General features: G+C 60.8%; 11 protein-coding genes. 6 read left to right on the top strand and 5 right to left on the bottom strand.

Translation table 11 applies throughout. The annotated features are described in order from the left end of the window. The first annotated feature begins 99 nt into the window (after positions 1–99). Together ACEE43_RS10700 and ACEE43_RS10695 are read left to right on the top strand one after the other, a co-directional pair. Entirely contained in the window at positions 100–648 is a 549-nt protein-coding gene (locus ACEE43_RS10700; protein ID WP_449107627.1) for a Fur family transcriptional regulator, read from the top strand. 86 nt (positions 649–734) lie between these two features. Next, positions 735–2237, top strand: coding sequence for a catalase (locus tag ACEE43_RS10695; protein WP_237194843.1), 1503 nt, complete (start codon positions 735–737; stop codon positions 2235–2237). 135 nt (positions 2238–2372) lie between these two features. On the opposite strand, the gene ACEE43_RS10690 is transcribed toward ACEE43_RS10695, so the two are convergent. Together ACEE43_RS10690 and ACEE43_RS10685 are read right to left on the bottom strand one after the other, a co-directional pair. Then, positions 2373–4829 carry an MMPL family transporter gene (locus ACEE43_RS10690; protein ID WP_449107615.1) on the bottom strand — a complete coding sequence of 819 codons (2457 nt, stop codon included), beginning with the start codon at positions 4827–4829 and terminating at the stop codon, positions 2373–2375. Between the two features lie 31 nt (positions 4830–4860). Continuing rightward, a complete protein-coding gene (locus tag ACEE43_RS10685; protein WP_237194848.1) occupies positions 4861–6168 on the bottom strand; it encodes an SseB family protein in 1308 nt (435 codons plus the stop codon). Positions 6169–6410: 242 nt separating this feature from the next. On the opposite strand from ACEE43_RS10685, the gene ACEE43_RS10680 reads away from it, so the two are divergent. Together ACEE43_RS10680 and rarD are read left to right on the top strand one after the other, a co-directional pair. Then, positions 6411–7805: a DUF6882 domain-containing protein gene (locus tag ACEE43_RS10680; protein ID WP_449107614.1), complete on the top strand. Its 1395-nt coding sequence runs from the start codon at positions 6411–6413 to the stop codon at positions 7803–7805. A 152-nt stretch (positions 7806–7957) separates the two neighbouring features. Continuing rightward, a complete protein-coding gene (gene rarD / locus ACEE43_RS10675) occupies positions 7958–8926 on the top strand; it encodes an EamA family transporter RarD (RefSeq protein ID WP_237194851.1) in 969 nt (322 codons plus the stop codon). A 138-nt stretch (positions 8927–9064) separates the two neighbouring features. On the opposite strand, the gene ACEE43_RS10670 is transcribed toward rarD, so the two are convergent. The 3 genes from ACEE43_RS10670 to ACEE43_RS10660 form a co-directional block, all read right to left on the bottom strand. Next, on the bottom strand, positions 9065–9826 hold the full coding sequence (locus ACEE43_RS10670; protein ID WP_449107613.1) for an amino acid ABC transporter ATP-binding protein: 762 nt from the start codon (positions 9824–9826) through the stop codon (positions 9065–9067). A 30-nt stretch (positions 9827–9856) separates the two neighbouring features. Beyond that, entirely contained in the window at positions 9857–10651 is a 795-nt protein-coding gene (locus tag ACEE43_RS10665) for an amino acid ABC transporter permease (RefSeq protein ID WP_237184958.1), read from the bottom strand. 142 nt (positions 10652–10793) lie between these two features. After that, entirely contained in the window at positions 10794–11564 is a 771-nt protein-coding gene (locus ACEE43_RS10660; protein WP_237241574.1) for an ABC transporter substrate-binding protein, read from the bottom strand. A gap of 99 nt (positions 11565–11663) precedes the next feature. Between ACEE43_RS10660 and ACEE43_RS10655 the strand changes: the two genes are divergently transcribed. Then, positions 11664–12422, top strand: coding sequence for a demethylmenaquinone methyltransferase (locus ACEE43_RS10655; protein WP_423817185.1), 759 nt, complete (start codon positions 11664–11666; stop codon positions 12420–12422). Positions 12423–12521: 99 nt separating this feature from the next. Further along, the gene (locus ACEE43_RS10650; protein WP_449107626.1) at positions 12522–13562 is read left to right on the top strand and encodes a polyprenyl synthetase family protein; all 1041 of its coding nucleotides are present in this window, start codon (positions 12522–12524) and stop codon (positions 13560–13562) included. The last annotated feature ends 113 nt before the right edge of the window (positions 13563–13675 follow it).

The following is a 13675-nucleotide window of genomic DNA, read 5'->3' as shown; positions in this document are numbered from 1 at the left end:
CCCTCAACGAGGGGGGGGGGGGGACCCAGCCAACCCTGAGGCAATCCTCAGCCTCACCTTATTGTGAAAGACTCAGAATAAAGATATTATGGTGACATGATGTCAACAACGAGCACCCTCGGAGCCAACGGCTGCAGCCACATCCCCGGCAGCACCGAGCCCCCTGCCAGTGCTTACCAAGAAGCCTGGTCGGCCCAACTCCGAGCCAAGGGACGCCGCGTCACCAAGCAACGCCTCGCCGTACTTGCCGCTGTGCACGACAACCCCCACTCCACCGCAGACGCCGTTGTTACCGCCGTCCGCCAGGAACTACCGGGCATCACCGTACAGTCGGTGTACGTCGTCCTTGCCGACCTCACCGACATCAACATGCTCCGCAAGTTCGAACCACCGGGATCAGCAGGGCTCTACGAGACCCGCACCGGCGACAACCACCACCACGCCTACTGCATCCGCTGCGGCAGGGTCGAAGACGTGGACTGCGCCGTCGGGGCCGCCCCCTGCCTCACCCCCAGCGATTTTCACGGCATGGCACTTCTCAGCGCCGATGTGCTCTACCGAGGCATCTGCGCCGACTGCCAAAACGCCGACGAAAAAGAAGTGGCCCTCGCCCAGCAGGCAGCTGCCAACCAGGCACTGGCCAGCTAGGGCAGAGCGTCATCACCCTCTGCCTGACTACTAGAACCGCCCCTAGAGACAAGCAGAAAACAACCCCACACAGGAAAGTAGGAAAAATGAACAACCCGATTAAGCCCGGTTCATTTACCACCACCACCCAGGGTGCCCCCGTTGCCTCAGACAACGACTCCCTGACCGTAGGTGCCGACGGCCCCATCGTCCTGCACGACGCCTACACCGTCGAAAAGCTCGCCCAGTTCAACCGCGAGCGCGTCCCCGAGCGCGTTGTCCACGCTAAGGGCACCGGCGCATTCGGTGTCTTTGAGACCACCGAAGATGTCTCCAAGTACACCCGCGCAGCTCTCTTCCAGCCCGGTGTATCCACCGAGATGCTGATTCGTTTCTCCACCGTTGCCGGTGAGCAGGGTTCACCCGACACCTGGCGCGACCCCCGCGGTTTTGCGGTGAAGTTCTACACCACCGAGGGCAACTACGACCTGGTCGGTAACAACACCCCCATCTTCTTCATCCGCGACGCCATCAAGTTCCCCGACTTCATTCACTCCCAGAAGCGTCTGCCCGGCAACGGCCTGCGCAACAACGACATGCAGTGGGACTTCTGGAGCCTGCGCACCGAGTCAGCCCACCAGGTAACCTGGCTCATGGGTGACCGCGGCATCCCCGCTACCCTGCGCCACATGGACGGCTTCGGTTCACACACCTACCAGTGGATTAACGCTGAAGGTGAGCGTTTCTGGGTCAAGTACCACTTCAAGACCGACCAGGGCAACGACTTCCTGACCGGTGCTGACGCTGAGCGTATCGCTGGCGAAAACGCTGACTACCACCGTCAGGACCTCTACGAGGCTATCGAGCGCGGCGAGTTCCCCTCATGGACTCTCTACGTTCAGGTCATGCCCTACGAGGACGCCAAGACCTACCGCTTCAACCCCTTCGACCTGACCAAGGTCTGGCCCCACGCCGACTACCCCCTGATCAAGGTGGGTAAGATGACCCTGAACAAGAACCCCGAGAACTTCTTCGCTCAGATCGAGCAGGCTACCTTCTCACCCTCTAACTTCGTTCCGGGTATTGCAGCCTCCCCCGACAAGATGCTGCTGGGCCGTATCTTCTCCTACCCCGATGCCCACCGCTACCGCGTTGGCACCAACTTCGCTGACCTACCCGTCAACTACGCGAAGAACGCTGAAGTGAACAACTACAGCCAGGACGGCGCTATGCGCTACACCTTCAACAGCCCCGACACCCCCGTCTACGCCCCCAACACCTTCGGTGGCCCCCACGCTGACGCTGCCCGCGCCGGTGAGGGTTCTTGGGAAGCTGACGGCGCTCTGGTTCGCGCTGCTGCTACCCTGCACGCTGAGGACGACGACTTCGGCCAGGCTCGCACCCTCTACGCCGATGTCATGGATGATGCTGCTAAGGCTCGTCTGGTAGAGAACATCGCCGGCCACGTTGGTGCTGTTGTCTCTGACGAGATTCGTGAGCGTGCCTTCAAGTACTGGGATTCTGTACACGAAGAGCTCGGTGCCCGCGTCCGTGAAGCCTACAAGCACAACAACGAGAAGAACGACGAGCCTACTCCCCAGACCACCTAAGGTCTGCGGCCGAGCCTAGCTTGTCGTGAAGAAGCCGCCCCCGGCGTCCTGATTTTCAAGGACGCCGGGGGCGGCTTTTCATGTCCGGCACACGGTGCAGCCGGTCTACTGCCCTCAGGGTGAGGGTGTGTGGTGTTAGACGGCGATGTGCTTGGGGGTGTCTTCTTCGTCGCGTTCCTTCTTCTCAAAGGGCCACCACCAGGCAGCTTCACCCAGCATATACATGGTGGCGGGGATGAAGGTGGTGCGGATGAGGAAGGCGTCCATGGCAACGCCCAGGGCTAGGGCGAAGCCGATGGGGCGCACTGCGGTGAGGTGGGAGAAGATGAATCCGGCGAAAACAGCGACCATGATGACGCCGCAGGCAGTCACAACGGCTCCACCCTGCTTGTAGCCCAGTACGACGGCATCGCCTGCCGAGTGGCCCTTGCGGTGGGCGTCGCGCATGCCCGAGACGATGAAGATTTGGTAGTCGACCGAGAGGCCAAACAGGATGCCGATGAGCAGGATGGGCAGGAAGGCCAGGATAGGCCCGGGCTGGGTAACACCGAAGATGTCAGCTAGCCAGCCCCACTGGTAAACAGCGACGACGGCTCCGAACGATGCCAGGGTAGACAGCAGGAAGCCGATAGTGGCCATGACCGGCACGATGATGGAGCGGAAGACAAAGGCCATCAGGACCAGGCAAAGGGCAATCACGACCCCGAGGTAGAGCGGGATAGAGCTTGAGATACGTTCTGAAATCTCGATGTTGGCTACGGTGGAGCCGGTCAGGCCGATGGTGGTTGCGGTAGCTTTTTCGGTTGCTTCCAGTTTGTCGTTCATGGCATGAACGGTGGCGAGGGTGCTGTCTGCCGAGGGCCCTTCACTGGGGAAGAAGGCCAAAATGGCGGTGGCGTTGTCGTCACTGGTAGCGACGATAGCGACGCTTTCGATTTTATTGTTTTTGAGGCGGTCTGCCACGTCGAGGGCGACATCGCGCAGGCGGGCTTCGTCGCCGGGGACGGTGAGGGTAAGTCCCGCGATGATAGGCCCGTTGACGCCTTCACCGAACTTTTCGGAGATGGTCTGGTAGGCCTGGTAGGAGGTTGAGTTGGTGGCCTGGTATGAGCCGTCGGGCAGGCCTAGTCGAAGGGAGGTGGTAGGGATAATCGCCAGTACCAGCACAGCTACCGAAACGAGGGTCATAGCAATGGGGTGGCGGGTCACGAAGCCTCCCCAGCCCTTGTAGGCAGCTTCGATTTCGGCGAAGGCTTCACGGCGGTTACGGGGTACCTGGATTTCCTGGGTGCGGGCCAGGTTGAGCTGTTTCAGTTCCTCCCGTTGAGCGCGGGTGAGGACACGGGTGCCCAGCAGGCTCAGGACGGCCGGTACCAGGGTGAGCGAGGAAGCCACGACGAGGGCTACGGCAAAGGCACCGGCGAAGCCCATGATGGCGAGGAAGGGTAGGCCTGTCAGGCAAAGGGCAGACAGCGCGATGATGTTAGTCATTCCAGCAAAGAGCACGGAGTGACCTGCTGTTGAGTTGGCGGTGCCTACTGCGTCCAGCACGTCTTCTCCATCGCGCAGTTCTTCGCGGAAGCGGTAGAGAATCAGCAGGGCGTAGTCGATACCGACGCCAAGACCCAGCATGAGGGCGAGGACGGGGTCGGTGGCGGTCATACCGATGAAGGCAGTACTGGTGTACACCAGGGCAACGGCGGTCCCGGCCCCGATGAGGGCGAGCACCAGGGGTAGACCGGCGGCTACGACCGCCCCCAGGGTAATCAGCAGGACGATAAAGGCTACGACCAGGCCAATAATTTCTGAGATGCCGAAGACGTCGCTGACGTCTTGGTCGAGTTCGTAGCTGTAGTTGACGGTCAGGCCGGTGTCTTTGAGCGTGTCAAAGGTGCTAAAGACTTCTTCCCGCACCGAGGTGGGCAGGGAGTTAGTGTCTTGGTTGAAGGCGATATTGACGATGGCTGCGGTACCGTCTTCGCTCACCGTGTTCGTATCGGCCGCCGCATCTAGTTCGCGCTGGGCAGCATCGACCTTATCCTGGTTGGATCGCAGGGTGGTGCGGGCTTGTGCCAGGGCGGTTTCTTGAGCCGCCAGGTCGGGGGCTAGTGCCGCAATTTCTTCTGAGCTCAGCCCCTGAGGTAGGGCTGCTTTAGCGGCATCTAGCTGGGCCTGTCCCTCATCAATTTGCGCCTTGGCTTGGGCTAGCTGGGCTTTAGCGTCCTCAAGTTGTACGGACGCCTGGGTCACCGCATCTGCTGCCACGAAGGGGTCAAGGGAACCAGCAACCTCGGGCAGCTGGTCGATCGTAGTAACAGCCTGGGCGATTGCCTGCTTCTGGGTGTCATCGAAACCGTTGTCGGCTTCAAGAACCACGTAGCCGCTAGAGATACCGTTGTCGGGAATCTTGGCTTGAAGGTCTTCCCGCACAGCTTCAAAAGAAGCCCCCGGCATGGTGTAGTTAGCCGTTGCACCGCGTGCTAGGGTCAGTGCCCCAACGGCTGCAAGAATCAGAAGTACCAGCCATATCACGATGGTGGCTCGGGCATGACGAGCCGCGGTGAGGCCGAGCGTGCGCAGGGCGCCTGTCATGGGGGAACTCCTGAAGTAAGGGGGTGGGGGTTTACTGAGATTCTACTACTGAAATGAGCTGGCGCACCTGTTCCATAGGGAGAGTGGCGTGGGGTGCCAGAGCGTTGATGCGTACAGCGCTACTTTCACCGGCGGCAAAGAGTTTGAGGGCCTCGAGTGCCGGGGCGCTACGTACCACCAGGGTCGGGTCAAGAGCAGCAACTTCGGCAGCTGTTGTAAAGACTAAGGCGACGTTTTCTTCGCTGTCATCGTCTTTCTTAAGCATGACAGGGTGGCCTACCGGGTCATCTGCACGTACACCCAGCAGGAGCACAGACGCAGGGGCTGTGAGAGCCATCAGCAGATCATGCATATTTTCTTCAACGAGAGCTCGTTGGGCAGGCATGTTATGCGGGGACCCAATCACCCACTGGATCTGGGCTTTTTCAATAAAGCACTCGTGCTCGCTACCGGGGTCCAGCACCAGCACGTCTATCGTTTCGTCGTGGGCTACCTGCAGGAAAACCTTCATGGCGTGTTCTACCACCAGGCGGGGGTGAGGGGCGTTCAGCACCTGAGCTGAGTAGGTTTTAGCAGGTTCAGTTGCTGAGTAGGCGGTCAGTGCCCTCATTCCGTTAGCGAGGCGCAGCACCTGGTAGTTGAGCTGAGGGGTACCCTCAGGAGTCACCGTGCTCTGGGAGATATCCATGATGAGATTGCCACCCTGGGCGGTGCGGACGACGTTCGCTAAGGACTGCTCGCTCCTGGCGGTTGCGAAGCCCGCCAGGGCCTCAGTCAGATAGCGGTTGACGGGGCCTACAGGCAGGGCACCTTCCCCACCGGTTTCAGCGAAACCTGCGCCCCGGCGTCCTGCCAGACGCACGGCAGCCCAGTCAGGCACGTGCTCGGGGTCGCGGGGGAAAAGTTCAAAGTGGGCGCGAATGTCGCGGGCACTCAGGCGGCCCTCGCCGTTCCAGTCCACCGGCTCGTGGGCACGGTCGTAGGACGCCCCAATCTGGTACTGGGGCTCAGGCCAGTTGCTGGCGGTAATCACCACAGATGCGGTGAACCAGGTGCCCTCCCCCTCAACAAAAGAGGCGTGCTGCAGCTGCTCAATAGCGGGAAGCACAGGGCTATTAGATTTCACCGGCCCCACGGTGCCCACATAATCCTGCTCATCGCGTGATTCAGTAATGCGCACAAATACAGTTTCAGAGAGGGGCTTGATATCGAGTACCAGCTCATTCCAGCCGGGTTCAACCTTGACCGTGCCCAGCATCCAGCTACCAATAGCGTTCAAGGCATCTTGCACCATAGCGGGGCGTTCAATCTCGGTGTAACGGGGCGAAGAAGGCGACATACTGTTCCTGAAGGTTTGGGCGAAGCAAAGCCCTATCGGCGCTACCGGAGGTAAAGCCAAGGGGCGCGAGTTATCTACCCCATTAAACCAAGAAACTACCCGCCTCGGGGCAGAGCACACCCGCCTTCTTCCTGAGTGATTCTCCCCTAGTTTCAAGGAGGGTGCTGAATATGTCAGAAATTCAAGCTCTTACCACGGCAAAAAGGTGCGGGAGCCCCATAAGAGTTGCTAGCCTTGACCGTATGACTACTACACTGCAGGATCTGATTGACGATTCAATCTTTATCTCCACCGAGTACCAGGCCCGTCTTGCTGAAATCAGCGGCGGCGCAGAATGGACGGTGGATTTCTCTGCACCGTCATTCACCCTCCAGTCTGATGCTTCCGTAAGCCTCACCCCCTACCTGCTGGGTACTGAATCCGAGAACCGCGGTTCCTGGATTTGGTCGTGGCAGGAGCTCGGTCACTTCCCCGACCGCGTCGTTTCGGCAGCAATCCAGGCGCGTGAAGGCGGAGCGAAGCACAGCATCTCTGAGCTCACCACCGATGAGCTCCCCCTCGACTCGGGTCTGGCCCGCAAACTGACCCTGGCCTCTAAGGCGCTGACCGGCGTCTACGCCCACTACCCCGTGACTGCCGGGGCAGGCGTCCGTGCCTGGATTCTGCTCGATGGCAGCCAGCTTGAACTTGAGGCTCCCACCGTCAACCGTATGGGCCAGGTTATGGCACAGGCCCTGCAGACCGGCACCGCCGTGAACCACCTACGCGCCGTAGATTCCTACGCCAAGCTGCGAGGCGCCCACATTGCCTGGGACACCGAGGCAACCGCCGTCATCACCGCTTCGGACGGCGCCCTGCGCCTCTGGTTCGATAACGGCAAGATTTCGGGTATCGAGGCTGCTGAGCCCCAGGTCGGTGCCGACGAGCTGGCTCGCCTGGCGCAGACTGCCCGTGACCTACGCGAACAGCTTGCTGCTGAGCGTCAGGGCATCGAAGCTGTAGCAGCCCAGGAGGCCGCTGCCCAGGTCGTAGCCCGCGAAGAGGCTAACCGCCTGGCTGCTGAAGAAGCTGCCCGTGAGGACGAGGCCCGCGCCGAAGCCGCCCGTGCAGCCGAGGCTGAAGCTCTGGCCGCTGAACAGGCCGCCATCGAAGCTCGCGAAGCTGAAATTGCTGCCGCTGAAGAACGCGCTGCAGCTGAAGCAGCTGAGGCCGAGCGTCTTGAGAAGGAACGCGCCGAAGAGGCTGCCCGTGAGGAAGAGGTCGAAGGTACCATCACCACCGACCGGGTTTACCCCAACGCAGAGCAGCCCTACGACCGCGAACCTGCCGAGGACGCCCGCCCCGGCCGTGTCACCACCAGCGCTATCGCCGATGAAGATATCGTGCGCGATGAGCCCGTTCAGGTAGAGGAGCCTCAGACTGGTTCCGTTGCTGCGGAGCAGGTTATCGAAGAAGCTGAGCACACTGAGCAGGCCCCCGCCGGCTACGAGCAGGTTGACGAGCCTGCCCGCCCTGCCTCAGACATCCGTCTGGCTGGCCAGGCACCCGATCTTGAGGCTGAACGTGCAGAAGCTGCGACTAAGCCCAAGCCCAAGGAAGAAAAGAAGGGCTTCTTCAGCCGCTTCTTCGGCCTCTAGGCTTCATCCCGAGCACCTGTCAGTGGCTACCCGGTATGCACCGGGTAGCCACTTTCTCGTAGCGCCGCTGACTCACATTCCCCGTGAGCGGTAGAAGTCCCTACCTAACGCAGAACCCACACACCACCGAGAGAAGCACGAGGAACGCAACGGTGAGCACAGCCAAAAATGAGCAGGTAGTAGGCGGTCTCTACGCCTTTTTCTGCTACCTGATCTGGGGGCTTTTCCCCCTCTACTTCATGCTGACAGCCCCAGCCACTCCCCTAGAGATCGTGGCGGGCCGCGTGCTGTTTTCGCTGGTCTTCTGTTTAGCCCTGCTCCCGCTCACCCGGCAGGTCAAAAACCTGCTGACGGTGCTAGGCAACCTGCGCCAGGTCGGCCTTCTACTGGTCGCTAGCTTGCTTATCTTCGGCAACTGGCTGCTCTACGTCATTGCCACCACCAGTAACAACGTCATGGAAGCCTCCCTGGGCTACTACATCAACCCCATTGTCTCGGTCGCCCTAGGCGTCGTCTTCCTGGGTGAGCGCCTGCGCCCCCTCCAGTGGGCCGGTATCGGTGTTGCTGCGCTCGCGGTGCTGGTGATGGTGGTCTTTTACGGCTCAGTCCCTTGGCTGGGCCTGGGGTTGGCTTTCACTTTCGGCTTCTACGGGCTGGTCAAGAAACGGATTGGGGCGGTGCCGGCCCTGGTATCTCTGACCATGGAGACCCTGCTCCTGACCCCTCTGGCAGCTGTACTGATGTGGTACTTTGCGCACAGCGGTCAGCTTACCCTGCTGACAGAAGGCCCAGCCCATTTCTGGATTCTGGTAGCCAGCGGCGTCCTCACGGCGGTGCCCCTGCTTCTCTTTGCGGGAGCCGCTACCCGCGTCCCGCTCTCTGTGCTGGGCATGGTGCAGTATGTTGGCCCTACCCTGCAATTCCTCGTTGCCCTGTTCGTGACCCAGGAACACCTCTCAGCAGGCCGCTGGGCAGGCTTCGTGCTGGTGTGGGTCGCCGCGGCCTTCTTCATCACCGACTCCCTGCTCACCCAGCGCAGGGCACGAACCCGCATGCCGTCCGCCGAGGTTCCCTCCCCCGACACCAACACAGGTATGCTGCCCCAGATCAAGAACGACTAGGCAAGGCCCAAGTCGGCTGAGACAGCCCCACAGAAAAACAAGCACATAAAAGCAGCCCAGGCCCGCAATCAAGGGGTCTGGGCTGCTTTTATGCTCTGGCGGTGCTGAACCTACCGGGCTGATTCTACGGGGCTAAATCTACTGGGCGGTGGGGTTGAGCACGCGGGAGAGGAAGAGCTGGGTGCGCTCGTGCTGGGGGTTGCCGATGACGGCGTCGGAGGGGCCCTCTTCGACGACCACGCCGCCGTCCATGAAGACCACGCGGTCAGCCACATCGCGGGCGAAAGCCATCTCGTGGGTTACCACGATCATGGTCATACCCTCGGCGGCAAGCTGGCGCATGATGGAGAGCACGTCGCCCACGGTCTCGGGGTCAAGAGCACTGGTGGGCTCGTCAAAGAGCATGAGGGCGGGGTTCATGGAGAGGGCACGGGCGATAGCGACGCGCTGCTGCTGGCCGCCGGAAAGCTGGTCGGGGTGGCGGGCTGCCTTATCAGCTAGGCCTACCTTTTCGAGGTTGGCCAGGGCGATTTCTTTGGCTTCGGCTTTAGAGCGCTTGAGCACCTTGACCTGGGCAACGGTGCAGTTTTCGAGCACGGTCAGGTGGGGAAAGAGGTTGAACTGCTGAAAAACCATACCCACGGAGCGGCGCATGGCGTCGATATCAACATCGGGGTCGGTTACCGAGTGACCGGCCACCTCGATGCTGCCGGAGTTAGGGGTTTCGAGCAGGTTGACGCAGCGGAGCAGGGTGGACTTACCCGAGCCGGAGGGGCCGATCAGGCAGACGACCTCGCCGGGGGCTACCGACATGTCGATGCCCTTGAGCACTTTGACGTCGCCGTAGGACTTATGCAGGTTGGTAATGGTGACGGACGCTGGTGCGGTCTGAAGAGTCATGGCTGGTTCTTCCTGGGGTAGGTGGGTGCTTTACTTGCGGGAGCGGGCCTTGGCGCGCTTTTCGAAGTGGCGGGCAAGGAAGCCCAGCGGGACGGTAATAATCAGGTAGCAGGCGCCTGCCAGGACGAGCGGGGTGAGGCCCGCGCCGGAACCCGAAATGCCTTCACGGCCGAACTTGGTCAGTTCGTACTGGGCTACCGACATACCGAGCAGGTAGACCAGGGAGGAGTCCTTGGTCAGCAGGATAATCTCGTTGGTGAGCGGGGGCAGGACGATGCGGAAGGCCTGAGGGATGATGACGGTGACCATGGCGCGGGTGTGGCTCATACCGAGTGAACGAGCTGCCTCGTACTGGCCCTTGGGCACAGCTTCCAGGCCGGCGCGCAGTACCTCACCGATGTAGGCAGCCGACACCATACCCAGGGCCAGCATGACGGTGACGTAGTTGTTCAGGCGCAGGCCGAAGGCCAGGGGGATGCCGTAACCGAAGGCAATAAAGACCAGCAGCGCGGGCAGACCGCGGAAGAGCTCGATGTAGAGCGAAGCTAGCCAGCGGTAGGGGGCAACCGATGAAATCTTCATCAGTGCCAGCAGAACACCGCCAGCCAGGCCCACCACGAAGCCTAGGGCCGTGTAAATCAGGGTGTTCTTGAGGGCAACGGTGATGATGTTGGGGAACTGCTGGGCAATAATCTCAGGGTTAAAGGCCTTATCGCGCAGGGTTCCCCAGTCAGCGACAAGAATAACGACGAGTGCGATGATAGCCAGCAGGGCGTACTGGGCGTAGCGGGCGTAGGTTTGTTTCTGCCGGGTCGACAGTGCCATGGGTGGTCTTCCTTTTGTTCCCCGGTTGCCCGGGATCATATCGGCGAAGGACGGGAGATAAACGGGTGAGGGGTAGGCTGCGTCTGCGCTAGCCTACCCCCGTTGGTGAGCTTGGGTTTATGCTACTACCCGTTATCCGTGATTACTGGGATACGCCCAGGTATTTTTCGCGCAGGTCTGCCAGACGGCCGTCCTCTTCCATCTTCTTGAGGGTGGCGTTGGCGGAGTCAAGCAGGGCGGTGTTCTCGGTCGCTACGGCACCGGCAATCTGCTCGCCAGTCTCGATTTCCTGGACTACAGAGAGGGATGAGTCAGAGGTCAGCATCTCAGACAGCACCGTGATGTTACCGACGATGGCATCGACCTGGCCGGTCTGTAGTGCCTGCAGGAGCAGGCCGTTGTCTTCGTACTGAACAGTGTTAGCGCCGGCGTCCTGGGCGTACTTTTCGCCACTGGTAGCCTGCTGTACGCCGATGTTACGGCCGGAGAGGTCAGCGTCGCTCTTGATGTCGGAGCCAGCGGGAACCAGGATCGCCAGGTTGTCGTCGACGTAGGAGTCGGTGAAGTTCATGACGGTCTTGCGCTCATCGGTGATAGTGATGCCAGACAGGGCAATGTCGCACTGCTTGGAAGAAAGGGCTACACCGGACTGGATGCCCTCGAAGCTGGTAGTGAACATTTCGGCTTCGACGCCCAGGTCTGAGGCGATAGCTGCTGCGATATCGGCGTCCAAACCAACAATCTTGCCGTTTTCTTCGTATTCGAAAGGAGCGTAGGGAGGGTTGGTGCAGACGGTCAGCTTGCCCTCTGAAATCAGGGAAACGCCTGACTCGGTGGTGGTACCGGTGCTAGAGGAGCCACAGGCGGTGAGCATCAGGGCGGCTGCTGCGAGAGCGAAGGGGGCCTTCTTCATGGTGTACCTCGTATCTAAAACTGTGTAGGTGCGATGTGCTTTGAGCTTTATTCTGCCCCGCTATGCGTAAAAATGCAAACCTATGCATGAATATTCATTATGAATTTTTTACACACCCCCAAGGTGAGCTTTAGACACAAACATGACAAAATAGGCAGGGTGAACCGAGCAGACCTTAACAAAAAGACCACCGACATCTCCTCCATGTTCGATCAGGTAGCCGAACGCTACGACCTGATGAACGGCATCATGTCGCTGGGCCAACACATCTACTGGCGCAAGCAGACCGTTGCTGCGGTCGACGCCCACCCCGGCCAGAAGGTCCTTGACGTCGCCGCCGGAACCGGCACCTCGTCCGAGCCCTTCGCCGACGCCGGTGTTAAGGTCATCGCTGCCGACCTCTCCGAGGGCATGCTAGCCGTAGGCCGCCGCCGTCGCCCCGACATCGAGTTCGTGCAGGCGGACGTCACCGCCCTTCCCTTTGCCGACGAAGAGTTTGACGCCGTCACCATGAGCTACGGCCTGCGCAACGTCGCCGACTACCCCCAGGCCCTGCGCGAGCTCTACCGCGTGACCAAGCCCGGCGGACGCATCGTCATCAACGAGTTCTCCACCCCCACCTTCGCCCCCTTCCGCGCCATCTACCGCAACTACATCATGAAGCTGATTCCACCGATTGCGCGCAAGGTCTCTTCTAACCCCGAAAGCTACGAATACCTGGCCGAGTCCATTCTTGCCTGGCCCGCCCAGGACGAGCTGGCCCGCCACTTCACCGAAGCAGGCTGGCAGAACGTTCAGTACAAGAACCTGACCGGAGGCATCGTAGCCCTGCACCGCGCTTATAAGCCCGAGCAGTAAACCCGGTAGACTTACACCAGCAGCTTGCCGCGGCTCTGGGCCGCAGCCACCCACCGAAGAAATGTGAAAGACACCGTGACTGAACCCACCAGCTCCCCTATGAGCGTTGAAGCGCTCATGCCCGAAGCTGACTTCAACCTGCCCAAGGGGTTTGAACTCATTGCGCAGGACGCTGAACTCGGCCCCAAGATTCTTGAGGCCCTTTCTGAGGTTGAGCAGCGCCTAGAACGCGCGGTTGCCCAGACCAACCACCTGGCAGACGTAGCCTCCCGCCACCTGCTTTCTGCCGGTGGCAAGCGGGTGCGCCCCCTGCTCACCCTGTTGGCAGCAGAGGCCGGTGGTGGCATCAACGACCGGGTCATCGACGCAGCTGTTGTCGTTGAGCTGACCCACCTGGCCACCCTCTACCACGACGACGTTATGGACGACGCCCCCAAGCGCCGCGGTGTAGATACCGCCCAGAACATCTGGGGCAACTCGGTCGCCATTCTGACCGGCGACCTCATCTTCTCCCGCGCCTCCCTGATTGTTTCCGAACTGGGTGGCCGCGCTCTAGCTGTGCAGGCCCAGACCTTTGAACGCCTGGTACTGGGTCAGCTCTTTGAAACCACCGGCCCCGAGAAGAACGAAGACATTCTCAGCCACTACATTAAGGTCATCGAGGGCAAGACCGGCTCCCTCATCGCGGCAGCCGGCTCCTACGGCACTATCCTGTCGGATTCCCCCGAGGCAACCGTGCAGATGCTGGCCCGCTACGGCGAGCTGGTAGGCGTGGCCTTCCAGCTGGCCGATGACGTCATCGACGTCACCAGCTCGGGTGCGGCATCCGGCAAGACCCCCGGCACCGACCTGCGCGAGGGCGTCCCCACCCTGCCCACCATCCTGCTCGACCGGGCTGCCGCAACCGGCGACCTGGAAGCCCAGCACGTCCAGCAGCTGATTCAGGGCGACCTGACCAGCGACGAGGCTCTAGCCGAGGCCGTTGCAGCGCTTTCGGCCCACCCGGCCACCACTGAAGCCTGGAAGATTGCCTACCAATGGGCTGATGACGCTATTGCGGCCATCGAGCCCCTGCCCGACTCAGTGGTCAAGGAGGCCCTCAAGTCCTTCGCTCACGCCGTCGTCCACCGCGACGCCTAGAGCTACTCCCGGCGGGAAACCGCCGGGATTTTTTTACCCAATTTTCTATCCACTATTTGAGATTTATTTATCACTTGCTAGCCTGAACCCACATACTACAAAAGATTCATTCA

This window comes from Rothia sp. 11254D007BW (assembly GCF_053548195.1).
Note: the sequence above shows the minus strand (reverse complement) of the source record. Positions and strands in the feature narration are given on the sequence as shown.